Here is a 25,951-nt window from a genome sequence, read left to right on the forward strand (position 1 = left end):
GTGCTTGCATGGATTGCCGCACACCGCCAGAACAGGGCCATGTCACTGGAGATCGCCCGGAGCGCCCTTGCGGCCATGACGGCCGCTGCGCAGCAAGCCGCCCCGGTCGAAGCCTGCGGCATCCTGCTTGGCAACGCATCGCACGTCGCTTCGGCCGTTCAGGCCGCCAACGTCGCCCCCGATCCCGCCCGTCACTTCGAGATTGATCCTGCCGCTCTCATCGCCGCACACAAGGCCGCGCGCGCAGGGGGACTGCAAGTTCTCGGATATTTCCACTCGCACCCCAATGGCCTTGCCCGCCCCTCTGCAACCGATTCTGCCAGCGCGGCGCGCGATGGCAGGGTCTGGGCCATCGTCGCCCCCGAGAATGTCGGCGCCAGCGACGGAACGTGGGCAATTACGTGTTGGCACGATCGTCCGGAAGGGTTCGAAGCGCTTTCCTATGCTCTCGTGGCTGGCTAAGGCTGGCGTAACGTCTTCGTCCTTCAAAAGGCCCATATCCTGAACATGACCGCATCCGTTCCCGCTCTCGATCTCGCCAGCCTGCTGTGCTCGCGCCTTTGCCATGACCTGCTCAGCCCCGTGGGCGCGCTGTCCAACGGGCTCGAACTGCTGACCGAGGAGCAGGACCCCGCGATGCGCCAACGCTGCTTCGAACTGCTGGAGCAGAGCGCCAAGGCTTCGGCCGACAAGCTCAAATTCTTCCGCCTCGCATTCGGTGCGGCAGGGGGCTTCGGCGATACGGTGCCGGTGTCCGAAGCGCGCGCGCTGGTCGATGCGCTGGCTGGCAGCAACGGGCGCGTCGCGGTGAACTGGATGTTCGGCGTCGATTCCCTGCCCAAGCCTGCGGTCAAGACCCTGCTCAACCTTGCGCTGATCGGGCTCGACGCTCTGGTGCGCGGCGGCACGCTCGATATCGGCGCCGAGGCGACCGGCAGCGCGATCGAGATCGTGGTGCGCGCCGCCGGACAGCGCGTGGCCTTCGACCCCGCGATCGGCGAGGCGCTGGAAGGCCGCCTGCGCAGCAGCGAACTGTCGAGCCGCACCGCTCCTGCCGCGATGGTCCAGCAGCTTGCCGCCTCGGTCGGTGGCGGCGTGCAGGTTCACGTGACCGCCGAAAGCCTCGTCATGGGCGCGGTGCTCCCGGTCGGCTGAGGACCGGACTCATGCGCCGCTGGCTCGTCCACCGCGAAGTGCCCTCGCCCAACTGGAACGAGCGCAAGCTTCCCGTGTCGATGGTCGTGCTGCACTACACCGGCATGGAGACGGGACGGGCCGCGCTTGACCGTTTATGCGATCCGGCAGCCGAAGTCTCTGCGCATTACATGATCGACGAGGACGGCACCGTCACCGGCCTTGTCGATGAAGACAAGCGCGCGTGGCACGCAGGCCGCTCAAGCTGGCGCGGGATCACTGACGTCAATTCGGCCAGCGTCGGCATCGAACTGGTCAATCCCGGCCACGAATTCGGCTACCGCCCATTCCCCGATGCCCAGATCGAAGCGCTGCTCCCGCTGCTCGCCGATATCGTCAAGCGCCACAACATCCCTCGCGCCAACGTGGTCGGCCACTCCGACGTCGCCCCTGCGCGCAAGGACGATCCCGGCGAGCTGTTCCCGTGGGAGTTGCTGGCCCGCCATCGCCTCTGCCTGCCCACGCCAAAGCTGACGATGCGCCTGCTCTATGACAACGAGGCCGCCTTCTTCCTCGCCCTCGAGCGTTTCGGCTACGACATCTCTGACCAAGCGGCCGCAGTCCGTGCGTTCCAGCGGCGCTGGCGGCCGCAGCGGATCGACGGGCAGGTCGATGGCCAGATCGGCGCCCTGCTATTCGAACTCCTGTTGGAACGCGACCTGGGTCATGCTAGGTGACCGCTCGCCAGGGGGCCGGGCAGCCGCGTGATCGCAAGATCCCGAGGAAAGTCCGGGCTCCACGAAACAAGGGTGGCGGGTAACGCCCGCCGGGCCTGGGATCAACGTCCCCGGTCAAGGGAAAGTGCCACAGAGAGCAGACCGCCTGATGGTCGCAAGACCGGACGGTAAGGGTGAAAGGGTGTGGTAAGAGCACACCGCGCGACCGGCAACGGAAGCGGCACGGCAAACCCCACCCGGAGCAAGATCGAATAGGGACTGCGCGTTTCCGCAAGGGAACAGGCCTGTTTCGGGCCAGCAGTCCGGGTTGATTGCTTGAGCGTTCCGGCAACGGTCCGCCTAGAGGAATGGCTGCCAGTGCCGATACGGTCCACTTGTGGGATACCGTCGGCGCTACAGAACCCGGCTTACAGGCCCCCTGGCGCTTCAATGGTTTCCTACACGCGCCCAAAGCGTTAGGAAGTGCCCATGTCCGGCGGCCACCACCATCATCACCACCATGACCATGACCATCATGGCCACGCACATGCACCCGCCAGCTTCGGCCGCGCCTTTGCCGTGGGCATTGCGCTGAATCTCGGCTTCGTCGTGGTCGAGGCGGTTTATGGCGTGATCGCAGGCTCCATGGCGCTTGTGGCCGACGCTGGGCACAATCTCTCGGACGTGCTCGGCCTCGTCATCGCCTGGATCGCCAGCGTCCTTGCTGCGCGGCCGCCGTCTGCCCGCTTCACTTATGGCTTCAAGTCCAGCTCGATCCTCGCAGCGCTTGGCAACGCGGCGTTCCTGCTGGTGGCGCTCGGCGCGATCCTCGTCGAGACGATCCGCCGCCTGGTCGAACCCGAGCCGGTCGCTGGCGGGCCGGTGATGATCGTTGCGGCCATCGGCATCGTGATCAACACCGCCACGGCGCTGATGTTCATGCGCGGCCGCAAGCATGACATCAACATCCGCGGTGCTTACCTGCACATGGCAGCAGACGCGGCGGTTTCGGCGGGCGTCGTCGTCGCAGGCCTGCTGATCACCCTGACCGGCGCGCAATGGATCGATCCGGTGACGAGCCTTGTCATCGTCGGCGTGATCGCCGTCGGCACATGGGGACTGCTCAAGGATTCGCTGCGGATGGGACTGCATGCCGTGCCGCCAGGGATCGACGAGCAGAAGGTGCGCCGCTTCCTCACCGGCCTCAACGGCGTCGAGGCCGTCCACGACCTGCACATCTGGCCGATGAGCACGACCGAGACCGCGCTGACCGCGCACCTCGTCATGCCGGGCGGCCATCCGGGTGACAACTTCCTGCACCAGCTGGCGCACGAGCTTGAGCACGATTTCGGCATCGGCCACGCCACGGTGCAGGTCGAGACGATCGACGGGCACGAGTGTGCGCTGCTGCATGACCACGTGATCTGACCTGACCAAGCGGGCATAGCCCCAAGGGACATGTCGCGTATGGCCGCGCGAAGGTCCATTCCGGTTGGCGGAGACGTTCCAACCGGGTCAGAATTACCCCTCCGACCCGGTTCCTCCCTTGAACTCCCGGCTACTCGTTCCCTTCGGCCGGGGTCATTCTTCTAACGGCGCGCTGCCCCACGCAGCGCGCCTTTTTTTTCGACTTTGCATTTTTAAATCAATGACATGCCCCAAGGGCCATGTGGAATGTGGCGCATACGGCACCATCTTCATGCGTGGACGGGCAGGCCGGCAGCCCCGCTTTACGCGCCGGACAAACGCATGTTTCCTGCAAGGAGTTACCGATGACCCGCAAGTTCATGATCGCCGCGCTCGCGGCCACCGCAGCCACCGCCGCCCCCCTGTTCGTCGCGCCCGCATGGGCCAACCACCACGAAGAAACCAAGATGGTCGGCGGCGCGGCCATGTACCCGACCAAGACCATCGTCGAGAACGCGGTGAACTCGGCCGATCACACCACACTTGTTGCCGCAGTGAAGGCTGCAGGTCTGGTTGACACGCTGAACAGCGCTGGCCCCTTCACTGTCTTCGCCCCGACCAACGCCGCCTTCGCCAAGCTTCCGGCCGGCACCGTAGACACGCTGCTGAAGCCCGAGAACAAGGCGACGCTCGCCAAGATCCTCACCTACCACGTCGTCGCAGGCAAGGTCTCGGCGGCTGACCTGGTCGCCAAGATCAAGGCCGATGGCGGCAAGACCGAACTGACCACCGTCGCAGGCGGCAAGCTCACCGCCTCGCTGATGGGCAACACCGTGATGCTCACCGACGAGAAGGGCGGCATGGCCCACGTGACCCAGGCCGACGTGTTCCAGAAGAACGGCGTGATCCACGTGACCGACGCAGTCTCGCTGCCGAACTGACCATTTAACGCCCACTTCGCTTAACAAGCGTCATTGCGAGGAGACGCAGTCGACGAAGCAATCCAGAGCGTCACGCAAAACGCTCTGGATTGCTTCGCTTCGCTCGCAATGACGAAGTCTGGTCGTGAGAGTCTGGCGGAAAAGCGCAAAAGAAAAGGGCGGGTGCCACATGGCCCCGCCCTCTTTTGTGTCCGGTGTCAGCGCCCGATCAGGCCGCTTCTTCCTTGCCCTTGTGGACGCGGACAGGTTCCTTGCGGCCTTCGACGACGTCCTTGTCGACGACGACTTCGGCGATGTCGGTCTCGGTCGGCACGTCGAACATGGTGTCGAGCAGCAGGCCTTCGACAATCGAGCGAAGCCCGCGCGCGCCGGTCTTGCGTTCGATGGCCTTCTTGGCGATCGCCTCGAGCGCGTCGTCGGTGAAGGTCAGCGCCACGTCCTCGAGTTCGAAGAGCTTGGCGTACTGCTTGACCAGCGCGTTCTTCGGCTCCTTGAGGATCTGGACCAGCGCCTCGATGTCGAGGTCGTTCAGCGTCGCGATCACCGGCAGGCGGCCGACGAATTCGGGGATCAGGCCGAACTTGAGCAGATCTTCGGGCTCTGCCTTCTGCAGTAGTTCGCCGACCTTGCGCTTGTCAGGATCGGCGACATGCGCGCCGAAACCGATCGAGCGCTTCTGCAGGCGGTCCGAAATGATCTTTTCGAGGCCCGCGAAGGCGCCACCGCAGATGAACAGGATGTTCGTGGTGTCGACCTGCAGGAATTCCTGCTGCGGATGCTTGCGCCCGCCCTGCGGCGGCACCGAAGCGGTGGTGCCTTCCATGAGCTTGAGCAGAGCCTGCTGCACGCCTTCGCCCGAAACGTCACGCGTGATCGAGGGGTTTTCCGCCTTGCGGCTGATCTTGTCGATCTCGTCGATGTAGACGATGCCGTGCTGCGCCTTCTCGACGTTGTAGTCGGAAGCCTGGAGCAGCTTGAGAATGATGTTCTCGACGTCCTCGCCCACGTAACCGGCTTCGGTCAGCGTGGTGGCATCGGCCATGGTGAAGGGCACGTCGAAGGTCTTGGCGAGCGTCTGCGCGAGCAGCGTCTTGCCGCAGCCCGTGGGGCCGACGAGCAGGATGTTCGACTTCGAAAGCTCGACCTCGCCACCCTTGCCGCTGTGCTTGAGGCGCTTGTAGTGGTTGTGGACAGCCACCGACAGCACGCGCTTGGCGCGGTCCTGGCCGATCACGTAATCGTTCAGAGTCTCGAAGATGTCGCGCGGGGTCGGTACGCCGCCATCCTTCTTGCCGGCGATGCCGGCCTTGGTCTCTTCACGGATGATGTCGTTGCACAGCTCGACGCATTCATCGCAGATGAACACGGTCGGCCCGGCAATGAGCTTGCGCACCTCATGCTGAGATTTGCCGCAGAAGCTGCAGTAGAGGGTGCTCTTGGTATCCGATCCGGAAAGCTTGGTCATTCGTCCATCCCAGGCGCCTCTCCACGAGAGGCGGGCCCGATCATCCTACTACCGCAAGGGCATTAATCAACCGGACTCGATTACAGTAACGTGATCCTAGGGGGCAAAGCCTTTCGCTGGGCTTAAGGCCCTGCCCCTCAGGGTTATTCCTTATGCGGGCGCGCCGCCCGAACCTTCGTCGCCACCGACGGAGTCGGTTGCGGGGCGCGACTCGAAGACCTTGTCGACAAGACCGAACTTCAGCGCTTCCTCGGCTTCGAGGAAGGTGTCGCGGTCCATCGCCTTCTCGATCTCGTCGAGCGAGCGGCCGGTGAACTTGACGTAAAGGTCGTTCATCCGCTTGCGGATGCGCAGGATCTCGCGTGCCTGAATCTCGATGTCCGAGGCCATGCCGCGCGCGCCGCCCGAGGGCTGGTGGACCATGATCCGCGCGTTGGGGAGCGCGATGCGCATGCCCGGCTCGCCCGCTGCCAGCAGGAACGACCCCATCGACGCAGCCTGGCCGATGCACACGGTGGACACGCGGGGGCGGATGTACTGCATGGTGTCGTAGATCGCGAGACCCGCCGTCACCACGCCGCCCGGCGAGTTGATGTACATCGAGATGTCCTTCGAGGGATTTTCCGACTCGAGGAACAGCAACTGGGCGATGATCACCGAAGCCATGTGATCCTCGACCTCGCCGGTCACGAAGATGATGCGTTCGCGCAGCAGGCGCGAATAGATGTCGAAGCTGCGTTCGCCACGGCTCGATTGCTCGACCACCACCGGAATCAAAGCGCCGGTCACGGGATCGTGGGTGAACTTGCCCTGGGCTCCATAAACACTGGCGCCGGAAGCGCCGAACAGGTCGAGCATGGGAATCCTCATCTGGTTAGACCTCGCTATGTCGCGTGCCACGGCGCGATGTTCAAGGGCGTTAACGGTGATTCCGGGGATTTGCGTGGGGAAGCCGGTGAACAAAAGGGTGGTCGGCGCCAAGGAACTTGCCAGTTGGCCTGCAACGCAGCAGCTTGCAGCGGCAAATCCTTCAAGAGGTTATCCATGAAGCTGCACCTGCTTGCATCGACTCTGGCTATTAGTGCGGCCCCTCTTCTGGCCACCGCGCAGGCGCAGACCGTCTCCGACTATCTCGCGCGGATCGCCGCCGTGGACGACGCCGGGCCGCGACTGAACGCTGTGCTGGCGATCAATCCCGATGCCGCGAAGGAAGAAGTGGCAGCACGCGCGATCAAGGGGCCGCTCTCCGGCAAGGCGGTGCTGATCAAGGACAACGTCGAGGTGGCGGGACCGCTGCCTACTACGGCAGGCAGCCTCGCACTGAAGGACAGCGTGACCGGCCGCGATGCGCCACTGGTCGCGCGGCTGCGCAAGGCGGGCGTGGTAATTCTGGGCAAGACCAACCTTTCGGAATGGGCCAACATCCGCTCGTCCTCCTCGTCCAGCGGGTGGAGCGCGGTTGGTGGGCAGACGAAGAACCCCCATGCCATCGACCGGACGCCCTGCGGTTCGTCCTCGGGCAGCGGGTCTGCCATTGCCGCTGGTCTGGCGTGGGCCGCCATTGGCACCGAGACCGATGGCTCGATCACCTGCCCTGCCTCGGTCAACGGAATCGTCGGGTTCAAACCCACCGTCGGCCTGGTCAGCCGCACCCACGTCGTGCCGATCAGCCACAGCCAGGACACGGCAGGCCCGATGACGCGCAGTGTTGCCGACGCCGCGCTGCTGATGAACGCTCTGGCCGGGACCGACCCTGCCGATGCCGCGACTGCCGAGGCCGACAAGCGCAAGGCGGATTTCACCTCCGGCCTTGCCACGGCCTCCCTCAAGGGGGTGCGCATCGGCGTGCTGCGCAAGCAGGCAGGCAACCACCCGGCGCTGCTCGCGCTGTTCGACAGGGCACTGGCCGACATGAAGGCTGCAGGCGCGGAACTGGTCGAGATCTCCTACGACGCACCGCCCGAGATGGGCCGCGACGAGTTCACCGTGCTGCTCTACGAACTGCGCGAGGACATGGGCGCTTATCTGCGCTCGCTTCCCGCCAAGGCCGGACCGAAGACGCTGGCCGACCTGATCGCATTCAACAAGGCGCACCCCGAAGAACTGCGCTGGTTCGGGCAGGAGGTGTTCGAACAGGCCGAGGCGACGACCGACAAGGCGGCCTATGAAGCCGCGCGCGCCAATTCGCTCAAGCTCGCGGGCGCCGAAGGCATCGACAGGCTGTTGCGCGACAACAAGGTAAGCCTCCTCGTCGCGCCGACCGAGGGCCCGGCATGGCCGATCGATCTCGTGCTAGGCGATCACTTCGTTGGCGTAGGCGCAGGCAACCTCGCCGCGATTGCCGGATACCCACACCTCTCGGTGCCGATGGGAGCGGTGGAGGGCCTGCCGATCGGGCTTTCGATCATGGGTGCCAAGTGGGACGACAAGCGCGTGCTGGAAGCAGGCGCGGCCTATGAAAGGGCGCGGACGAGCGCAGTGCCGGTGCCTTCGTTCAAGCGCTGGGGGGAGTGAGAGCCTACCCGCCGCGAGAGCGCCGGAATCCCGCAGCCTCCGCTTCCGCTTCGGTGCAGAAGAGCCGCTCGGGACGCGTGCCGTCGTAATACTTCATACCGGGCAGGTAGTAGATGTACTCGCCATTGCGACGGCTGACGTTCCCCTTGATCGCGCAGCCAAGGCTGTTGTGATAGAGCTGCCTGCCGCCTGAGGCTGCCGGTCGGCCGGAGGCTCGTTCACTGCCGCCGGTTTCGACAACAAGGCGTGCCTTGGGATGCGCTTTGCGCCAGTCCGCAGGCCGGTCGAAGCCGCCTGCCCACAGCCCGACCTTCCCGGCTTTCACCCGATCTTCGATGTCCGAATAGGTCACATCGCCGGAGTGCGGCTCGCTGGCTACGGCAAGTCCTGCGGCAATCATGGCCTCGGACAAATCTCGTCCGTCGACGGTGCATCCGGCAATAGCCAAGCCTTGTGCGTGCTGCCCAAGCACGGTGCATTCCGCCTCGCCACCCTGAAGCAGAAGTGCAAGGTGGCGCTTGGCCTGCACGCCACAATCCCAGGCCGCACCATCGCGCTGGCATGTCTGGGCGAGTTCGGGCGCATCAATGCCGGTGAGGCGGAGCGGTTGCCCCGTCATCTCCAGCGTATCGCCATCGAGCGCTGTCGCCTGCCCGCTGACGATCTGCGCTGCCGCCGGGAGCGGCATTGCGACGAGAGCGAGCGAAATGAGCATGCGCATGGGGAAACTCCTCAACCGGGATGGAGCACCCTTCAGGCAACACAGGTTAGGATTTGGTGTGCGGATTCAAAGCCTCAAGAGCTTCGAACTGCGATTGCAGGGCGCGCTGGTGGGCATTGGCTCGGGCGAGGTGTGTACGCTCCAGCGTAGTCTGCCGCTGCCGGAACATGCGCCAGAAGGCGAGCGCCCTTGCCGTGCTGCGCAGCCAGTCGCCGATGACGTCCAGTAACCCGCTGCCGCGCGGGAGCGTGGGGGCTCGCGAGCGCGGCAGCGGGGCAACGTCGACCACATCTTGGGAGGCAGTGGCCGAAAGGGATTCAAGGGGAGAAGCCGGGTGAGGACGGACGGGCGGCAGTTCCGGCTCGATCGCCAGCGCACGGTCCAGCAGGTCGATCGTGGTCATGGCGGCAGGCGCTTCCTTGGCCGGTGGGATTGCGGCGGCGACGGACGGAGCGGCGGGTACCTGCTTGCGCGCGGCCTTCTTGGCCGTGACGGGCCTGCGCGTCGGGGCTTTCCGTGCTGATGGCGGGCGGCGCTTTCTGGCAGCGCTCTTGCCCTTGGCGACCTTGCGGGGCTCTTTCGGTGCGGATGGCGTTTCGATGGCGGGGGCTTCGGGCCAGGGGACGCTGGCGATCACTGCCCCCCGCCGCACGGGCAGGATCAGGTGTTCGGGGAAGGCCGGCGGATTGGGCTGGCGCAGCAGGAACGCTGGTTCGCGCCGCCCCTGCGCACAGGGCTGTAGCGCCGAAGATCTGGGCACTTTTCCCTTGGTCGAAGCCCGTGGCGGGCGAGGACGCGAGGCGACGCGATTGCGAACGGTGTGCATGGCAGTTCCCCCAGACGAGGTTCCTTGCCTACGGATGATCACACAGCGCGACTCGGGCGCGAAGCGGAGAAAGATCGGAAACCGAGAAACCTGCAGTTTTCTTTACAAATTACGCATTCAAGCGACGGACAACTACGTAGTTTGACCCCAAAAACGCCAACGGCCCGGCGTGCCGAAGCAGCCGGGCCGTCCGATATCCAGCCCCGTCGGGCCGGATCAATCCGATATGGAGATCAGCCCTCGGCCTTCTTCTTTGCCGGAGCCTTCTTCTTGGGAGCGGGCGCTTCCTCAGCAGCCGCTTCAGCAGCAGGAGCTTCCTCGGCAGCCTTCTTCTTGGGCGCGGCCTTCTTCTTCGGAGCTTCGGCTTCAGCAGGAGCAGCGGCTTCTTCAGCCGGAGCTTCTTCCTTGGCAGCCTTCTTCTTGGCCGGAGCCTTCTTGGCAGGCTTTGCCGCAGCGGCGGCAACGCCTTCCTCGGCTTCGATCGCGGCCTGCAGCTCTTCCTTGGTCACTTCACGCTCGGTGACTTCGGCCTTGTCGAACAGGAAGTCGACGACCTTGTCCTCATAGAGCGGCGCGCGCAGTTGGGCGGCGGCAAGCGGTTCCGAGCGGACGTAATCGACGAAGCGCTGGCGATCCTGCTCGCGGTACTGCTGGGCAGCCTGGCGGATCAGCATTTCCATTTCCTGCGAGGAAACGGTCACGCCGTTGGCCTGGCCGATTTCCGACAGGAGCAGACCGAGGCGCACGCGGCGTTCGGCGATCTTGCGGTAGTCGTCCTTCTCAGCCTCGATTTCCTTCAGGGCCTCTTCCGGGTTCTCTTCGTTCTGGGCTTCCTGCTGAAGCTGGGCCCAGATCTGCTCGAACTCGGCATCGACCATCGAAGGCGGCACGGCGAAATCGTGACCGGCGGCAAGCTGATCGAGCAGCGCGCGCTTCATCTGGGTGCGGGTCAGGCCGGCAGTTTCCTGCTCCAGCTGGCCGCGCAGCAGGGTCTTGAGCTGCTCGAGGCTTTCGAGGCCGAGCATCTTGGCGAATTCGTCGTTGGCTTCGAACTCACCGGGGTTCTTCACCGCCTTGACCTTGATGTCGAAGGTGGCTTCCTTGCCCTTGAGGTTTTCGGCCGGATAGTCTTCCGGGAAGGTCACGGTGATGACGGTTTCGTCACCGGCCTTCACGCCGACGAGCTGTTCCTCGAAGCCGGGGATGAAGCGGCCCGCGCCGAGTTCCAGCGGGGTGTCTTCGGCAGCGCCGCCTTCGAAGGCAACGCCATCGACCTTGCCGAGGAAGTCGATCACGATCTGGTCGCCGTCCTTGGCCTTCGCGCCCTTCTTGGCGTCGGTGAAGGACTTCTGGCCAGCGCCGATGCGGGCGACGGCTTCGTCGACCTGCTCCTCGGTCACGGGAACGGTCAGCTTTTCAAGCTTCAGGCCATCGAGCGTGGGCGCTTCGATCTGGGGCAGCACTTCAAGCTCTACGGTGAGCTCGGCGTCCTTGCCCTGATCATAGCCTTCGCCGAGCGAGACGGCGGGCTGCATCGCGGGGCGCAGCTTGTTGTCGGCCACCAGCTTGTCCATCGCTTCACGGATGGTGGTGTTCAGCGCTTCCTGATGAAGCTGCGCGCCGTGCATCTTGCGCACGAGGTTGGCGGGCACCTTGCCGGGGCGGAAGCCGGGCATCTTGATCTGCGGCGCGATCTTCTTGACCTCACCTTCGACCCGGGCGGCGATGTCGGCCGCGGGGATGGTGACGGTGTAGGCGCGCTTCAGGCCCTCGTTGGTGGTTTCGACGATCTGCATCCTGATCCAACTTTCATGTATGTCACGCGCTTGCGCGGAAAAAGCTGACTCGGACGCCGGCGCGCGGACTGGTGCGGGCGAAGGGACTCGAACCCCCACATCTTGCGATGGCAGGACCTAAACCTGCTGCGTCTACCAGTTCCGCCACGCCCGCATCCGGCGAAAAGCGAGCGGTGCCCCTATCGCAGTGGCTTGAAAAGGGCAAGCGCCTTGGATTTGGGGTGTGGAATGACCGTTTCAACTCTTCGTCATTGCGAGGAGGCGAAGCCGACGAAGCAATCCAGAGTCAGCGCAAACCGCTCTGGATTGCTTCGCTCCGCTCGCAATGACGAACTTGGGAGACGGCCCGGAACCTGCTATCCTCGCGGCGAGTTGGGGAAACAAGCAAACCGCTTCCAAGGAGCCGCACGATGGCCACTACCCCCGATTCCCCGCAGCCCGACCGAATCGACCCCCAATCCCCGCCCGAAAGCCCGCCGGTGACCGAACCGGACGGCGTGCCGCCCGTCATCCAGCCCGATGAGGCTCCGGTGGTGGAGCCGGATCAGGTTCAGCCGGGAGCGCCGCAGGAAGTGCCGGTTGCGCCGGATTGATTCGTAGCGGGGGAGTTTTTATCTGAGGTGGGCAATCAGGGCGTCTGCGCCCGCCGCCAGACCCTTAGCGTAGTCTTGCCTTCTGAATGATGGAAGCATCTCGCTTTCGATGATTTGCTGACAAAGAGCATTCGGAAGTCTTTCTTCCAAACCGTGTCCTACGGATATTCGGACTTTCCTCTCTGTTGGTGCGATCAAGATGACGATGCCATCATTGATGCCCTTCCGCCCCACTCCCCAACTGTTTGCCAAGTCCTTGGTGTAAACAGCCACGTCTCGTCCCCCGAGCGAAGGCGTCGTGACGATGGCCATCTGGTGCCTCGTTCGGCTCTCAAATTTTGCGAGTTTTTGAGTCATTTCAGCGCGTTGATTAGCAGTCAGCACGTTTGCCGCGTCAGTGACCAGACCGGTTGGCGGAAACGGATTTTTTCTATCGGCGATTTGCGCGTTTGCATCTGCTGCCGCGCTGCTGCTGCTTGGTTGGCCTTGCGAGCAGGCGCAGATGACGATGGCGAGTGCAACGACGCCGGAAGCGCGCAAGCCTCTCACCATGTCAGCATATCAAGACCGAAGTAGAACATGAAGCAAGCGACCACGAACCCGAACAACCGTCCGCCTACCAGCATCCAGAAGTAGAACGGCTCTTCCGCGCGTGAGTACTTTGCGCCCGCCCAGCCCCAGCGCGCCTCTCCGCGCTTGAACTCGTATCGGGCCCAGACAAGATTCACGGCGCCAATGACGGCCACCATGAAAAGCCAGAAGTAGGGAAAAAGGTCCGTCCGCCCCATGACGTAACCTCCAGCCCTACGCGACGAGTTTCACAAGAGTGGCCCAGAGTCCCAAGGACTGGCCGGCAGTCCCTTTTTCTACAGAGACTGGAGACTCCTCCCCCCCACACTCCAGACAATAAGCCCTGATCCCGCCGCCTTCCATCAGGCGCATCACGTCGGCCTGCATCCGCGCCAGCAGGCCCTGCTGTTGCGCGGCGAGTGCGCCAGCCAGATCGTGCGCTTTCGCCTCGGGCGCTTCGCCGGTTTCCATCTGGCGCAGGAGCTGGGCGAAGGGGCTGGGTTCGTCAGCGATGTATTCGGCGTGGAAGGTTTCGGCCTTGGCCTGTTTGGCGACCCAGGCCACTGCATCGTCTAGGCCGCCGAACTGGTCAACGAGGCCGAGCTGGCGGGCGGTGCCGCCGTCCCAGATGCGGCCTTGGGCGATCTTGTCGATGTCAGCTGAGGACTTGCCGCGCGCCTTGGCGACGAGGCCGAGGAAGCGGGCGTAGGTCTGTTCGACCTGGCCCTGCAGCAGCGCATCCACTTGCGGGCTGAGGCCGCCCAACAGGTCCGGCTGGCCCGAGAGCGGAGTGGTGCGGATCGAATCGGTGGTGACGCCATATTGCGGCAACGTCTGTTCGAGCGTGGGGATGACCGCGAAGACGCCGATCGAGCCCGTGATCGTGCTGGGTTCGGCAAAGATGCGCTGGGCAGGCGTGGAGACCCAGTACCCGCCGCTGGCGGCAAGGCTGCCCATCGAGACGGCAACCGGCAGGCCCTTGGCCTTCACGCGCTCCACCGCGTTGCGGATGCGTTCCGAGGCCATGACCGAACCGCCCGGCGAATCGACACGCAGGACGAGACCTGCGTAGTCGTCGCTCTGCGCCACGCCGTCGACCAGATCGGCAATGCGATCGCCGCCTGCCATGCCGGGGCCGGCATCGCCATCGACGATTTCGCCTGCGATAGTGACCACGGCAACGGCCTTGCCCTGCGATGGCGCGGACGTGTCAGCCAGATAGACCGGGAGTTCGGTGGCCTTGAACCCGCCAAGGCCTGCGTCGTCGTCGGCTCCGGCGATTTCGGCCACGCGCTTACCGAAAGCCACGCGGTCCCCGATCTTGTCGACGAGGCCGGACTTCAGCGCGGCCTGCGCGGCGTCGTTGCCATTATCCTTCACCCACTTGGCGGGGTCGGTGGTGGCGAGCGTGAGGTCAGCCTTGGGGCGGGCCTTCTTCACCTCGTCCTGCCAGTTCTGCCACAGCGTGCCATAGACCGCCTGCATCGCCTCGCGCGCTTCGGGCGACATCTGGCTGAGCATGTAGGGTTCGACTGCGCTCTTGTAGGTGCCGACCTTGAAGATGTGGACGTTGGCTTTCAGCTTGTCGATCAGGCCCTTGTAGAACAGCAGCGTGCCGCCGGGGCCGCTGATGGCGACCCCGCCCATCGGATCGACCCATGCCTCGGACGCATGCGCGGCAAGCTGCATCGCATCGTCGGTGTAGATCAGCGAGCGGACGAGGACGGGCTTCTTGGCGGCACGCACCTTGTCCATCGCCGCGCCGATCTGGCTGAGGTGGACGGCAGAGCCGCCACCGAAGGCTTCGAGATCGAGCACGACCGCCTTGATGCGCTTGTCGTCTGCCGCAGCGGCAATGGCGCGCGAGAGATCGCGGGCGGTGTATTCCGGTTCAGGCGTCTGACCCGACAGCAACTGGGTGGGCGAAATCTCGCTCGCCTCTTCCACCACGCGGCCTTCCAGCGGCAGGTACAGCGCGCCTTCGCGGACCATGCCGGGGGCGGGCCGCAGCGTGAGGACGGTGTAGAGTCCCGCAAAGAACAGCAGCAGGAACAGCAGGACGAGACCGTCCTTGATGGCGACGAGGATCTTCCAGACCGATTTGGCAAAGCTCATGGGCGAGACTCTATTGTGGACGACCTGCCCTGACCAGCGGGAAACGGCTTGAGACTGAACCAACTGCCCTCTAGGGAACTGGTTTCAATGCAAAGCCCAACAACACCCCAAGCGGGCCGCTATCCAGCGGGCGGCCTCGCCTACCCGCACCGTGACCTGACCGGCATCGGCCAGCTTGCGCGCCACGAGATTCTCTACCTCCTCGACGAGGCGGAGCAATGGGTGGAGCTGAACCGGCAGCCGAAGAAGAAGACCGACCTGCTGAACGGTCTGACGATCATCAACGCCTTCTTCGAGAACTCGACTCGAACGCTGCTGAGCTTCGAGATCGCAGGCAAGCGGCTGGGCGCTGACGTCGTCAACATGCATGCCGCCACCAGCAGCGTGAAGAAGGGCGAAACGCTGATCGACACAGCGATGACGCTCAACGCCATGCGCGCCGATGCCATCGTGATCCGCCACGCCAGCTCGGGCGCGGTGCGGCTGATTGCCGAGAAGGTCGATTGCCCGGTGCTCAACGCCGGTGACGGGCAGCATGAACATCCGACGCAGGCGCTATTGGATGCGCTGACCATGCGGCACGCGCTTGGCTTGCCGATCGGTTCGGATCTCAACGGGCTGAAAGTGACGATCTGCGGCGACATCCTGCACAGCCGCGTGGCGCGATCGAACATCCTGAGCCTGACCGCGCTGGGTGCGGACGTGCGGGTCTGTGCGCCGCCTGCGCTGATGCCGGCCGAGGTCGAGGCGATTGGCGTGACGCCGTTCTTCGATTTCGACGCGGCGCTGAAGGGCGCGAACATCGTGATGATGCTGCGCCTGCAGCAGGAGCGCATGAGCGGCCAGTTCATCCCCTCCCCGCGCGAATACCGCCATCTCTATGGGCTGACGCCGGAGCGGCTGGCCAAGGCTGAGCCTGATGCCTTCGTGATGCACCCGGGGCCGATGAACCGTGGGATCGAGATCGATTCGACCGTGGCCGATCACCCCACGCGCAGCCTGATCACGCGACAGGTGGAGATGGGCGTTGCGATCCGCATGGCCTGCCTTGAAGTGCTGACGCGCCGGGCGCGCGGCGTGCCGGGCTGGGAAGCAGCCAATGAACTCGGCAAGGGAACAGCAGCATGATCGCGCAGCCTCTGACGATCACTGGCGGAAAGCTGGTGCTGGGCTCAGGCGAGCCGGTTGCGGGAGCCTTGCGCTGCGAGGGCGGGCGGATCGTGGCGATTGGCGATGTCGTTCCGCAGGTTGGCGACGAAGTGTTCGACGCTGGCGGAAAGCTGGTGACGCCGGGTCTCGTCGATCTCGGCGTCTTTGCCATCGACAAGCCCGCGTTCCACTTCGGCGGGATCACGCGGGCGGCGCTGATGCCCGACCAAGGGCCGCCACTCGACCATCCGGCGCGGGTGCGCTTTGCCGCGCAGTCGGGCAAGCCGGACATGTGGGTTCACCCGCTGGCAGCAGCAACGCGCGGGCTTGAGGGTAACGAACTCGCCGAACTCGCGCTGATGCGCGATGCCGGGGCCAAGGCCGTGGCGACCGGGCGCGGCTGGATCGCGGATTCGGGCGTGATGCTGCGTCTGCTGCGCTATTGCGCGATGCTGGGGCTGGTGGTGGTGACGCACGCCGAAGACGCCGGGATCACCGGCAGCGCCGTGGCGACGGCGGGCGACGTGGCGACGCGGCTGGGCCTGCCAAGCGCCCCTGCCGAAGCAGAGGCGCTGGCCGTGGCGCGCGACATTGCGCTGGCCGAGCTATCGGGAGCGCATGTCCATTTCCGGCAGGTGACGACGGCGCGCGCGCTTGATCTGGTGCGTGCAGCCAAGGCGCGCGGGGTGAAAGTGACCGCGGGGGTCACGCCTGCGCACTTCATCCTGTCAGACCTCGAACTCGTGGGCTTTCGCACCTTCTGCCGGATGTCCCCGCCGCTGCGGCAGGACGCGGACCGCAAGGCGGTGATTGCGGCGATTGGTGATGGCACGATCGACGTGATCTCATCGGGCCACGATCCGCGCGGGCCGGAAGACAAGCGTCTGCCCTTTGCCGATGCGGAGCCCGGCATGGCGGGCGCTGAGACGCTGCTGCCGCTGACGCTGACGCTGGTGCGCGATGGCGTGATCGACATGGCCCGCGCGTTCGAACTGCTCGCCGCCAATCCGGCCAAACTGCTGGGCGTCGAAGCCGGACGGCTGGAGATGGGAGCCGAGGCAGACCTCGCGATTGTCGATCCGGCCCGGCCGTGGATCGTCAATTCGGACAAGATGGCTGCCGCCGCAGGGAACACGCCGTTTGATCGCAGGCCTGTTGAGGGCCGCGTGACCGCGCTGTTCAAGGGCGGCGCTCGGATCGACTGATACGAGAAAGGGCGCGGAACCGGATGGTCCTGCGCCCTTTCACCGCTCTCACACGGTAACTCTTGAAATTCAGCGCTTGGCCATGCGCGTTTCGGTCGGGCGCTGCTGGCCGGGCGTGGCGGGGCCATTGCCGCGCATCACGAGGCAGACGCCGCCGCGCGACTTGACCGAGCCGCACATCGAGCTGGCGGAGGCAAAGCCGCCGAAGCCCGCAGCCTGAACGCGCCAGAACTGCTTGCCGTTGACGCTGACCTGGGTGGTCACGTTGGTGAAGCCGTTCAGCGATGGGTTGCGTGCGGTGTAGTGACGCCATGCGCGACGGGCGCCTTCGGCCGTCGAGAACGAACCGAGCTGGACGAGATGCGTGCCAGCCTTAGTCGGCACAGCGACCGGCTTGGCAGCAGCAACCGCCGCCTTGCGCGCCGGTGCGGCAGCAGCAGGGCGGACATAAGGCTGCGAAGCGGTGGGCTGCGATGCAGGCAGGTCGATCAGGGCAAGCTGGGTCTGCTGCGACTGCGACGAGGAATCGGCGAGCGCGGGAGCGGGCGTCGAGGTCTCGGTCGCGGGCAGCTCCATGACCGCAGCTTCCGCCAGCGCAGGCGCGGCGGCAGCCGGTTCGGCGCGCGTCGCGGCCTCGGTGGCAAGCTGTTCGGCAGCCGGGAAGTTGGCCAGAGCCAGCGCTTGCGGCTGGCCGGTGTCACCGCGCAGCGGTACGCCAAGCAGGGTGGCGACGCGATCGCGGGTGCGTTCGGAATAGCCCATCAGCGCCCACTGCTCCATGCGGTCGCCAAGTTGATCAGCGGGCACGTCCTGCGCAGCCATGGTACGGGCCTCGCGCCACATGCCGGAGAGGGCATAGGCCAGCGCAAGGTTCTGGCGGACCTTCGGGGTATTCTCGCCACCACGCAGCGCCTGGCCCAGAATCTGCGCGCCTTGCTGCGGTTGTCCGGCGAGCGCGAGGGCAAGGCCGTAGTCCGAAGCCGGCAGGCTGTCGCGATAGGAATTGAGCGTGTCGATCGCTTCGCCGTGGCGGCCGAGCGCAATGTCTGCCAGCGCAAGGCTGAGCGCTGTGCGGCTCGAGTCCTCGCCAAGGTCCATCGCCTCGTCATAGGCCTGCCGCGCCGATTCGAAGCGGCCTGCCTTGAGGTAGGCATTGCCGAGCAGGACGCGGTAGGCCGCATTGCGCGGATCGGCGAGCACGGCCTTTTCGGCATTGTCGACGGCAGCCGTGGCCGAGCCCCTGGCCAGCGCGGTCTGGGCAGAGGAGGCGAACTTGTCCGGGTGGGCACCGCCAGCGGTGCAGCCGGTCAGTACGCCTGCGGCAAGCGCAGTGGAAATGGCCAGGCGGGTCGCCCGGTTGGGGGAGCCCAGGGTGGCAGCGAAGGCAGAGAAGCGGTTCGTCATGCTCAGGTTTCCTTCGGCAGTCAGTTGCGCGTGATGGCGCGCCGGGCGAGATCCTCGAGCCCGGGGAGTTCGTCGAGAAATTTGTCGAGCGCCTGCGTCACCAGTTCCTGTGCACTGCTATCTTCAAGCGTGCAGGCGAGGCGGAGGCGCAAGTGGCGATAGTTGTCGAGGCGCAGCGTGAAGGCGGCCTTGCGGCCTTCCTGCAGGGCCGAGCGGACGACCTTGCCGCCCTTGGTGCGGTTGCGCACGATCTTGATGGTGCTTGCCGAGGCAAAGTCTGACGCGGGCGCTGGCTTGTCGAAGGCCGCAACCTTGTCAGCCAGCGTCTCGATCTGCTGAACGATCACCGGCTGTTCGACCGGCGCGGAAGCTTCGACGACGAGATCCTCGCCCAGATCGTTCCAGCCAAGGTCATCCTGCGTCAGGACGCGGCTCTGTTCCTCGAAGCTGATGGCCAGTTGCGGGCGCATGGCCGGGCGTGCGGCGCCCTTGCGGGCGAGCAGGCTGGGCGAAAGCGATGCGAGAGGCTTGGATGCGCTCATCTCCCGCGGCCCCTTCACGAACCGACGACGCGGCGGCCGAAGCCGCCCATCGGGCGCTGGGCGCCTGCCATCGGCACGGCGGCTGCCTGCTGCGGCACAGCAAAGACGGTGCGGCGGAAGTTCTTTTCGAGCCGCTCTGAAATATAGGTCCACAGCGCGGCCACTTCGGCGGCGGACTTGCCGCCCGGATCGCATTCCATGACCGTGCGGCCATCGATCATCGAGGCGGCAAAATCGGTGCGGTGGTGAAGCGTGACCGGGGCGACGGTGCCGTGCTGCGAAAGCGCGACGGCGGCTTCGGAAGTGATTCGCGCCTTGGGGGTGGCGGCATTGACGACGAAGATCAGCGGCTTGCCCGCGCGATCACACAGATCGACCGTTGCACCGACGGCGCGCAGGTCATGCGGGCTGGGCCGGGTCGGCACGACGATCAGTTCGGCAACCGAGATCACCGACTGGATCGCCATGGTGATCGCTGGCGGGGTATCGATCACGGCGAGCTTGAAGCCCTGCTGGCGCAGGATCGCAAGATCCGAAGCGAGGCGGGCGACGGTGGTCTGGGCGAAGGCGGGGAATTCGGCCTCGCGCTCGTTCCACCAGTCGGACAGGGAGCCTTGCGGGTCGATGTCGATCAGGACGACGGGGCCAGCGCCCGCGCGCTGAGCCTGGACGGCGAGGTGGCCGGACAGGGTCGTCTTGCCCGATCCGCCCTTCTGCGATGCCAATGCCAGTACGCGCAAAGCCCAATTCCCCCGAAAAACACCAAGTCTCGGCGTTCGGATTCGCAGATCGGGCTGAAATTTCGGTTAACGCGCGTTGAATTGGGCGCTCAGGGCTTCAATACCGGACTGCCACAAGTCTCGGCGCGGCGGGCTTTAGGGCCTGTATTCTCCGCTAAGACTTCGCTAACGCCTCGTTGACTATAAGCGCCACCGAAATGACACCGAGGGCTGCGCCGCACACATGGCCGCCCGCCCCAGGGTTCCAGCGAAGACGGACATTTTCGATCATGAGGGACTTCACGCGCACGACTGCACTGGGTGCCGCTCTGGTAACCGCAACGTTTTCCGGCGCGGCCTGGGCCGACACCAAGGCCGGGGTCGACGCCTGGACGCGCGGCGATCACGAGGCTGCGGTCAAGGAATGGCTCGGCCCCGCTGCCAAGGGCGATGCCGACGCGCAGTTCAACATGGGACAAGCCTTCAAGCTGGGCAAAGGCGTGCCACAGGACCTGAAGCGCGCCGAGGCGTGGTATCGCAAGGCGGCGGAACAGGGCCACATCAAGGCTGCCGACACGCTTGGACTTCTGCTGTTTCAGGACAACCGCAAGGCCGATGCGATGCCGTTCCTGCAGGCTTCGGCCGAGCGCGGCGAGCCACGCGCGATGTACATCCTGGGCGTGGCCCACTTCAACGGCGATACTGTGGGCAAGGACTGGGTCCGCGCCTATGCACTGATGACCCGGGCGGCGGGCAGCGGCCTTGATCAGGCAACGCGCAGCCTTGCCACGATGGATGGGATGATCCCGCTCGAGCAGCGCCAGATGGGCGTTTCCCTCGCTGCCGAGCTTGAACAGAAGGCGCAGGCCAAGCGCTCGCAGCAGTTCGCGGCGGCAGACCTTGGCGTCAAGGCGTCACCCACCGCGCCGCTGCGTCCGGTTGTGCCCGGAGGATCGCTCGAGACGACGGAGCTGCCGCCGTCAGTCATCACCGCCGGGGCGGACTATGCCAATCCGGTGACGATGCCCGCACCAAAACGTATGGTCGGGGCAAATACGCCGGTGCAGAAACCCGCGCCGGTCACGGTCCATGTCGGCGAGAAGCCTGCGGTTAAGATGGCGGCGGCAAAGCCCGCTGATCCCAAGCCTGCCGCTTCGCAACCTGCGGCACCGAAGTCTGCGCCCCAAAAGCCTACAGTGGCGGCTCCCGCAAAGGGCAACTGGCGCGTCCAGCTTGGCGCCTTCGGCGTCAAGGCCAATGCGGACGGGTTGTGGAGCAAGGTCAAGGGCCGCCCGGAACTGGCGGGCCATGGCCGGATCGATCTGCCGTCAGGCGCTGTCACCAGACTGCTGGCGGGTGGCTTTGGCGGTCAGGCCGAGGCGGACAAGGCTTGCGGGGCGCTCAAGGCTGGCGGCTTTACCTGCCTGGTGGTAAAGCCCTGATGGCTTGGACGAAGACACTCCCCGAACACGCATAGAGGCGATCGATTTCCTGCGCGGCGTGGCCGTGCTGGGGATTCTGGCTATCAACGTGACCGGGTTCTGGGGGCCATCGCTCGCCACGTTCTCGCCCCGCATTCCTGAATTTGCGACCGGCTCAGACCCGTGGTTCGCGCTCGCCTTCGTGGTATTCGAGGGCAAGATGCGTGCGCTGTTCAGCCTGCTGTTCGGCGCGAGCATGGTGCTGTTTGCACAGAGTGCCGAACGGCACGGCGCAGACCCCGATCTGGCACAATTGCGGCGGCTCGCGTGGCTGCTGCTGTTCGGCTACCTCCATTTCGTGCTGCTGTGGTGGGGCGACATCCTGTTCCTCTATGCGCTGTGCGGACTTGGCGCGCTGGCACTGCGCAGGCTGGAGCCGATTCAACTGCTCGGCATTGCCCTGCCCTTTTACCTGCTGGCCCAAGGCATCGAGGCGCTGTTCGCCCTGCCCGGCGTGTTCACCGAGCAGGCGGTACTGGGCGGGACCGCTGCGCCCTCTGACGTAGCCGAACAGGCCGCGATGATGGGCCGGATCGCAGCATCAGTTGCCCGGGACGTAGCCGTGCTGAACGCCGGGTTCCTCGAGGCCATCCGGCTCAAGCTATCGAGCGCGCCGCTGCAACCACTTAACACGACGCTATCGACCTTCACCGAGACGCTGCCGCTGATGCTGATCGGCATGGCAATGATGCGCAGCGGGTTCTTCACCGACTGGCCAAGGCGGCGGCTGGCATCCATTGCCGGGATCGGAATTCTGGGCGGCGGGTTGCCGACGGTGCTGGTGACGCTGTGGCTGTGGCATCATGGCTGGCCGCCGCGCGCGATGTTTGCAGCGATCGAGCATGGCATGGCCCTGCCCCACCTGATGATGGCGCTGGGATATGCAGCGGCGCTGCTGGTGGTGTTTCCCAGCATTCGAAAGTGGACGCTCGCGCGGGCGCTGGTGGCTGCGGGCAAGTGCGCGTTCAGCAACTACATCGGCACCACCGTGCTGATGGGCGCGATCTTTTCCGGCTGGGGACTGGGGCTGGGACCGGAACTGCCGAGGGTCTGGCTGCCTGCTTTCGTGCTGCTCGGGTGGGGGGCAATGCTCTCGTGGCCGCAGTGGTGGCTGGCCCGCTTCGGCCAGGGACCGCTCGAGCGGCTGTGGCGACGACTGGCGCTTCCCCGAGGGGATCTTGCACGCCAGCATTAACCACGACTGTTAATCGGCAAGGCCGGCAGCGTCCCGCAGGGGGACGCGCTCCAATGGGGACTCGCAAGACACTGTCTTAACGCCTATTCCTTAAGGCGAAAGGAGCGGTCGCGATGTCATTTCTGAAGGGTTGGTCGGACAAGCGCTGGGTGCGCATGCCGCTGGGCTTTCTGGTGACCGGTGCCGCGTCGCTGCTGGCTTTCCATGTCGGGCAGAACGTTGCCGAAGTGGCCTTCGGCGGCGGCAAGGCCGAAGCGGCTGCGGTCATGGCTCCGGTGGCCAAGCCCGTTCCTGCAGTGGCAGCAAAGCCGGTAGACGGGCCGTTCGTGGTCAAGTCGATCCTGCCGATCAACGAGCCGATCAAGTTCGGCAAGTTCTACTGGGACGAGACCCGTGCCCCTGCTTCGGGCAAGCTTGTCGTCACGGTGGACCTGACCGCGCGGGTGATTTCCGTGTTTCGTGATGGGCACGAGATCGGCGCTGCGGCGATCCTGAAGGGCTATGGCGACAAGCCGACGCCGACCGGCATTTTCCCGATCACGCAGAAGGACGCCGACCACGTTTCCAACATCTACGATGCGCCGATGCCGTGGATGATGCGGCTGACCAACGATGGTGTCTCGATCCACGGCAGCAAGGTGGAAAAGGGCTATGCCACCAACGGCTGCATCGGCGTGCCCGATGCCTTCGCCGAGAAGCTGTTCCGGATCGCCAGCCTTGGCGACAAGGTGATCGTTACCGATGGCAAGACCATGCAGGTGGGCGATCCCATTCTGGCGGGCGAACACGCGTCGTGATGGTTGCGCCCATGGCATTCGCCATGGGCTCGCCGCACGCGAACTACGCCAGCCCCTTGGTCGTGCTCGTGCGTGAGGCATCACCGACCGAGCTGCCACCATCGACATCGAGAATTGCGCCAGTCACGTAGCTGGCCGCGTGGGTCGAGAGATAGACTGCAGCCTCGGCGATCTCGTAGGCCGTGCCCCAGCGCTTCAGCGGGATTCGGGCGTAGTGTGCCTGCCTCGTGTTCTCGTCAGGTGCGAGGCGGGCCATGCCTTCGGTATCGGCAATCGGCCCGGGCGAGATGCCATTGACGCGCACATCCGGGCCCCATTCGATGGCAAGGGTGCGGACCAACTGGTTGATCCCGGCCTTGGCCGCGCAGGCATGGGCCTGCATCGCCATGGCCTGCTCCGCCTGTCCCGCCGTGATCGCGATCAGCGACGCGCCGGGGTTCAGCAGTTCGTGGCAACCCCGGAAGACGTTGAACGTGCCGAGCAGGTCGATATCGACCACGGTCTTGAAGGCATTGGCCGACATGCCGAGCACGGGAGCGAGGAAGTTTCCGGCTGCGCCCGAGATGACGATGTCGAGCGCGCCGATTTCATCGCGGACGGACTTCATGGCCTCGCAGATCGCGCCGTAATCGCGCACGTCAGCGGCGCGCCAGATGGCATCGTGGCCGATCTCGTCGGCAGCGGCAGCGGCTTTTTCCGGATTGCGGCCAAGCACGGCGACGCGCGCGCCGAGTTCGGCAAAGCGCTTGGCGATGCCGAGGTTGATGCCGCTGGTGCCGCCCGCGATGAAGGCGGTCTTTCCGGCAAGGACGTCATCGCGAAACGGAGATTGGCTCATGCGGGAATCCTCACCGGGGGGCCATGCGGATCGCGCCATCGAGACGGATCGCCTGGCCGTTGAAATAGCTGTTGCGGACCAGTTCCATGGCAAGGCTGGCGAACTCCTCGGGCTTGCCGAGGCGCTTGGGGAACGGAACCGAAGCATTGAGGCTGTCGAGCACCTTGTCCGGCAGGCGGCCCAATAGCGGGGTGCCGAAGATGCCCGGCATGATCGCGTTGACGCGGATACCGAGGTCCATCAGGTCACGCGCCATCGGCAGGACGAGGCCGTTTACGCCCGCCTTGAGCGAGCCATAGGCTACCTGCCCGATCTGCGCGTCCTGCGCAGCGACAGAGGCGGTGAGGATGATCGTGCCACGCTCGCCGTCTTCGAGCGGATCAAGGCTGGCCATGCCGAGCGCCGAGAGCGAGGCGACGCGGTAGCTGGCGACCAGGATGCCTTGCGCGGCGTATTCATAGTCTTCGGTCGAGAGCCGGGTGAACTCCCCGGTCTCACGGTTGCGGCTGACGGTCTTGCCCTTGCGGTGGGTCATCGCGCAGTGGACGCAGACGCGCTCCTGCCCGTGGACGGCGCGCGCCTTGGCGAAGCCTGCGACGACGGACTCTTCGGAAGTGATGTCGACCTTGCAGAACATGCCGCCGATGGCCTTCGCCACGGCCTCGCCCTGCTCCTCGTTGACGTCGAAGATCGCGACTTTCGCACCTGCCGCCGCCAGCGCCTCCGCCGTGGCGCGGCCGAGGCCCGAAGCGCCGCCGGTGACGACGGCGCTTAAGGTGTTGTCGATCCTCATACGATCAGGCCCCCGAGACGCCCGCGGATGATGGCTTCGGCATCGCCGACGATGCGGTCGATCAGTTGCTGGCAGGTGGGGATATCGTGGATCAGGCCCTGCACCATACCGGCCCAGAACACGCCCTTGGTAAGATCGCCAGTCTGGAGAAGTTCCTTGCCCGCCGTACCTGCAACGAGTTCGCGCACATCCTCGAACACGGCATCAGGCTTCGACAGGCGGCGGACGACTTCTTCGGAAACTTCGCTGCGGCCGACGCGGGCAGTGTTCTTGAAGTTGCGGAAGATCAGGAAGCTGCCGCGCTCGTCATTGTCGATATAGGCCTGCTTCACGTTGTCGTGGATCGGCGCTTCGACCGTGGCGCAGAAGCGGGTGCCCATGTTGATGCCTTCGGCGCCGAGCGAAAGCGCCGCGACAAGGCCGCGCCCGTCGCCGAAGCCGCCGCTGGCGAGCATCGGGATCTTGACCTTGTCCGCGGCGGCAGGGATCAGGATCAGGCCGGGAATGTCGTCCTCGCCGGGGTGACCGGCGCATTCGAAGCCGTCGATCGAGATGATATCGCACCCGGCGCGTTCAGCCGAGAGTGCGTGGCGAACGGCGGTGCACTTATGCAGGATCGTGACGCCGTGCGGCTTGAGCATCTCCCAGATCTCGCGCACGGCCTGGGTGCCTGCCGTCTCGACAATCTTGACCCCGCCATCGATGATCGCCTGGGCATAGGCCTTGTAGTCGGGCGAGTTGACGGTGGGGAAGATCGTCATGTTCACGCCGAATGGCCTTGACGTCATCGCCTTGGTGCGCTCGATCTCGTCACGCAGGGCTTGCGGAGTCGGCTGGGTCAGCGCGGTGATGATGCCGAGGCCGCCCGCGTTCGAAACCGCGCTGGCGAGTTCCGCATAGCCAACATTCATCATGCCGCCCTGCACGATCGGGTGCTCGATGCCGAGCATCTCGGTGATGCGTGTACGGATTGCCATTCTTGCCACTCCCTAACTGCGTTTAACTGATCGGTTAAACTGACTCGGGAAGC

The 25,951-nt window shown here is 65.2% G+C and carries 26 protein-coding genes, 1 tRNA gene and 1 other RNA gene; 13 read left to right on the top strand and 15 right to left on the bottom strand.

Annotation, left to right across the window (positions count from 1 at the left end; translation table 11 throughout):
• Nucleotides 1-39: 39 nt before the first annotated feature.
• The 6 genes from IQ25_RS04365 to IQ25_RS04390 all read left to right on the top strand — a co-directional run bounded on the left by IQ25_RS04365 (nucleotide 40) and on the right by IQ25_RS04390 (nucleotide 4,198).
• Nucleotides 40-462 (top strand): Mov34/MPN/PAD-1 family protein, encoded by a 423-nt coding sequence (locus IQ25_RS04365; RefSeq protein ID WP_144902679.1) that lies wholly within the window; start codon nucleotides 40-42, stop codon nucleotides 460-462.
• A 45-nt stretch (nucleotides 463-507) separates the two neighbouring features.
• Nucleotides 508-1,155 (top strand): histidine phosphotransferase family protein, encoded by a 648-nt coding sequence (locus tag IQ25_RS04370; protein ID WP_144902682.1) that lies wholly within the window; start codon nucleotides 508-510, stop codon nucleotides 1,153-1,155.
• A gap of 11 nt (nucleotides 1,156-1,166) precedes the next feature.
• Nucleotides 1,167-1,871 (top strand): N-acetylmuramoyl-L-alanine amidase, encoded by a 705-nt coding sequence (locus tag IQ25_RS04375; protein ID WP_144902685.1) that lies wholly within the window; start codon nucleotides 1,167-1,169, stop codon nucleotides 1,869-1,871.
• A 7-nt stretch (nucleotides 1,872-1,878) separates the two neighbouring features.
• Nucleotides 1,879-2,297, top strand: an RNA gene (gene rnpB / locus IQ25_RS04380) — RNase P RNA component class A.
• Nucleotides 2,298-2,339: 42 nt separating this feature from the next.
• Entirely contained in the window at nucleotides 2,340-3,278 is a 939-nt protein-coding gene (locus tag IQ25_RS04385) for a cation diffusion facilitator family transporter (protein WP_144902688.1), read from the top strand.
• Between the two features lie 344 nt (nucleotides 3,279-3,622).
• Entirely contained in the window at nucleotides 3,623-4,198 is a 576-nt protein-coding gene (locus tag IQ25_RS04390; RefSeq protein WP_144902691.1) for a fasciclin domain-containing protein, read from the top strand.
• Between the two features lie 208 nt (nucleotides 4,199-4,406).
• On the opposite strand, the gene clpX is transcribed toward IQ25_RS04390, so the two are convergent.
• Both clpX and clpP read right to left on the bottom strand, forming a co-directional pair.
• On the bottom strand, nucleotides 4,407-5,663 hold the full coding sequence (gene clpX, locus IQ25_RS04395) for an ATP-dependent Clp protease ATP-binding subunit ClpX (RefSeq protein ID WP_144902693.1): 1,257 nt from the start codon (nucleotides 5,661-5,663) through the stop codon (nucleotides 4,407-4,409).
• Between the two features lie 150 nt (nucleotides 5,664-5,813).
• Complete coding sequence (clpP, locus tag IQ25_RS04400; RefSeq protein WP_144903216.1) at nucleotides 5,814-6,521, bottom strand: ATP-dependent Clp endopeptidase proteolytic subunit ClpP; 708 nt, start codon at nucleotides 6,519-6,521, stop codon at nucleotides 5,814-5,816.
• A gap of 186 nt (nucleotides 6,522-6,707) precedes the next feature.
• On the opposite strand from clpP, the gene IQ25_RS04405 reads away from it, so the two are divergent.
• A complete protein-coding gene (locus IQ25_RS04405) occupies nucleotides 6,708-8,177 on the top strand; it encodes an amidase (protein WP_144902696.1) in 1,470 nt (489 codons plus the stop codon).
• A gap of 4 nt (nucleotides 8,178-8,181) precedes the next feature.
• Here the strand turns inward: IQ25_RS04405 and IQ25_RS04410 are convergent, their stop codons facing one another.
• From IQ25_RS04410 to IQ25_RS04425, 4 genes are all read right to left on the bottom strand, one after another.
• The gene (locus IQ25_RS04410) at nucleotides 8,182-8,898 is read right to left on the bottom strand and encodes a thermonuclease family protein (RefSeq protein ID WP_144902699.1); all 717 of its coding nucleotides are present in this window, start codon (nucleotides 8,896-8,898) and stop codon (nucleotides 8,182-8,184) included.
• 46 nt (nucleotides 8,899-8,944) lie between these two features.
• Nucleotides 8,945-9,658 carry a hypothetical protein gene (locus IQ25_RS04415; RefSeq protein ID WP_144902701.1) on the bottom strand — a complete coding sequence of 238 codons (714 nt, stop codon included), beginning with the start codon at nucleotides 9,656-9,658 and terminating at the stop codon, nucleotides 8,945-8,947.
• Between the two features lie 299 nt (nucleotides 9,659-9,957).
• On the bottom strand, nucleotides 9,958-11,520 hold the full coding sequence (gene tig, locus IQ25_RS04420; protein ID WP_144902704.1) for a trigger factor: 1,563 nt from the start codon (nucleotides 11,518-11,520) through the stop codon (nucleotides 9,958-9,960).
• A 69-nt stretch (nucleotides 11,521-11,589) separates the two neighbouring features.
• Nucleotides 11,590-11,674: transfer RNA gene (locus IQ25_RS04425), tRNA-Leu, on the bottom strand.
• Nucleotides 11,675-11,930: 256 nt separating this feature from the next.
• On the opposite strand from IQ25_RS04425, the gene IQ25_RS04430 reads away from it, so the two are divergent.
• Nucleotides 11,931-12,113, top strand: a complete 183-nt coding sequence (locus IQ25_RS04430; RefSeq protein WP_144902707.1) for a hypothetical protein — start codon at nucleotides 11,931-11,933, stop codon at nucleotides 12,111-12,113.
• A gap of 18 nt (nucleotides 12,114-12,131) precedes the next feature.
• Here IQ25_RS04430 and IQ25_RS04435 read toward each other — a convergent pair whose 3' ends face one another.
• From IQ25_RS04435 to sppA, 3 genes are read right to left on the bottom strand one after another with little or no spacing between them, the layout of a single operon-like run.
• Nucleotides 12,132-12,653, bottom strand: a complete 522-nt coding sequence (locus tag IQ25_RS04435; RefSeq protein WP_158637666.1) for a TPM domain-containing protein — start codon at nucleotides 12,651-12,653, stop codon at nucleotides 12,132-12,134.
• Nucleotides 12,654-12,658: 5 nt separating this feature from the next.
• Nucleotides 12,659-12,901: a hypothetical protein gene (locus IQ25_RS04440; protein ID WP_144902713.1), complete on the bottom strand. Its 243-nt coding sequence runs from the start codon at nucleotides 12,899-12,901 to the stop codon at nucleotides 12,659-12,661.
• Between the two features lie 16 nt (nucleotides 12,902-12,917).
• Nucleotides 12,918-14,798, bottom strand: a complete 1,881-nt coding sequence (gene sppA, locus IQ25_RS04445) for a signal peptide peptidase SppA (protein ID WP_144902715.1) — start codon at nucleotides 14,796-14,798, stop codon at nucleotides 12,918-12,920.
• An 87-nt stretch (nucleotides 14,799-14,885) separates the two neighbouring features.
• Here sppA and IQ25_RS04450 point away from each other — a divergent pair, with 87 nt between their 5' ends.
• Nucleotides 14,886-15,926, top strand: a complete 1,041-nt coding sequence (locus IQ25_RS04450) for an aspartate carbamoyltransferase catalytic subunit (protein ID WP_144902718.1) — start codon at nucleotides 14,886-14,888, stop codon at nucleotides 15,924-15,926.
• Nucleotides 15,923-17,152: a dihydroorotase gene (locus IQ25_RS04455; RefSeq protein WP_144902721.1), complete on the top strand. Its 1,230-nt coding sequence runs from the start codon at nucleotides 15,923-15,925 to the stop codon at nucleotides 17,150-17,152. Before IQ25_RS04450 ends, IQ25_RS04455 begins: the two co-directional genes overlap by 4 nt.
• Before the next feature lie 69 nt (nucleotides 17,153-17,221).
• Here IQ25_RS04455 and IQ25_RS04460 read toward each other — a convergent pair whose 3' ends face one another.
• Genes IQ25_RS04460 through IQ25_RS04470 form a run of 3 tightly spaced genes read right to left on the bottom strand, consistent with a single transcriptional unit; the run spans nucleotide 17,222 to nucleotide 19,838 of the window.
• Entirely contained in the window at nucleotides 17,222-18,556 is a 1,335-nt protein-coding gene (locus tag IQ25_RS04460) for an SPOR domain-containing protein (RefSeq protein ID WP_144902724.1), read from the bottom strand.
• A 20-nt stretch (nucleotides 18,557-18,576) separates the two neighbouring features.
• Nucleotides 18,577-19,098 (bottom strand): hypothetical protein, encoded by a 522-nt coding sequence (locus IQ25_RS04465; RefSeq protein ID WP_144902726.1) that lies wholly within the window; start codon nucleotides 19,096-19,098, stop codon nucleotides 18,577-18,579.
• A gap of 14 nt (nucleotides 19,099-19,112) precedes the next feature.
• Nucleotides 19,113-19,838 (bottom strand): ParA family protein, encoded by a 726-nt coding sequence (locus IQ25_RS04470; RefSeq protein WP_144902729.1) that lies wholly within the window; start codon nucleotides 19,836-19,838, stop codon nucleotides 19,113-19,115.
• 269 nt (nucleotides 19,839-20,107) lie between these two features.
• On the opposite strand from IQ25_RS04470, the gene IQ25_RS04475 reads away from it, so the two are divergent.
• The 3 genes from IQ25_RS04475 to IQ25_RS04485 all read left to right on the top strand — a co-directional run bounded on the left by IQ25_RS04475 (nucleotide 20,108) and on the right by IQ25_RS04485 (nucleotide 23,290).
• On the top strand, nucleotides 20,108-21,259 hold the full coding sequence (locus IQ25_RS04475; RefSeq protein ID WP_181447164.1) for an SPOR domain-containing protein: 1,152 nt from the start codon (nucleotides 20,108-20,110) through the stop codon (nucleotides 21,257-21,259).
• Nucleotides 21,260-21,263: 4 nt separating this feature from the next.
• On the top strand, nucleotides 21,264-22,493 hold the full coding sequence (locus IQ25_RS04480; protein ID WP_144902734.1) for a DUF418 domain-containing protein: 1,230 nt from the start codon (nucleotides 21,264-21,266) through the stop codon (nucleotides 22,491-22,493).
• A 113-nt stretch (nucleotides 22,494-22,606) separates the two neighbouring features.
• Entirely contained in the window at nucleotides 22,607-23,290 is a 684-nt protein-coding gene (locus IQ25_RS04485; RefSeq protein WP_144902737.1) for a L,D-transpeptidase family protein, read from the top strand.
• Between the two features lie 43 nt (nucleotides 23,291-23,333).
• On the opposite strand, the gene IQ25_RS04490 is transcribed toward IQ25_RS04485, so the two are convergent.
• Genes IQ25_RS04490 through IQ25_RS04500 form a run of 3 tightly spaced genes read right to left on the bottom strand, consistent with a single transcriptional unit; the run spans nucleotide 23,334 to nucleotide 25,898 of the window.
• Nucleotides 23,334-24,128, bottom strand: coding sequence for an SDR family oxidoreductase (locus IQ25_RS04490; RefSeq protein ID WP_144902742.1), 795 nt, complete (start codon nucleotides 24,126-24,128; stop codon nucleotides 23,334-23,336).
• A gap of 10 nt (nucleotides 24,129-24,138) precedes the next feature.
• Nucleotides 24,139-24,921: an SDR family oxidoreductase gene (locus IQ25_RS04495; protein ID WP_144902744.1), complete on the bottom strand. Its 783-nt coding sequence runs from the start codon at nucleotides 24,919-24,921 to the stop codon at nucleotides 24,139-24,141.
• Nucleotides 24,918-25,898 carry an NAD(P)H-dependent flavin oxidoreductase gene (locus IQ25_RS04500; RefSeq protein WP_144902747.1) on the bottom strand — a complete coding sequence of 327 codons (981 nt, stop codon included), beginning with the start codon at nucleotides 25,896-25,898 and terminating at the stop codon, nucleotides 24,918-24,920. Before IQ25_RS04500 ends, IQ25_RS04495 begins: the two co-directional genes overlap by 4 nt.
• Between the last annotated feature and the right edge of the window lie 53 nt (nucleotides 25,899-25,951).

Origin of the sequence: Novosphingobium taihuense, assembly GCF_007830315.1 — a bacterium.
GTDB lineage: Bacteria > Pseudomonadota > Alphaproteobacteria > Sphingomonadales > Sphingomonadaceae > Novosphingobium > Novosphingobium taihuense.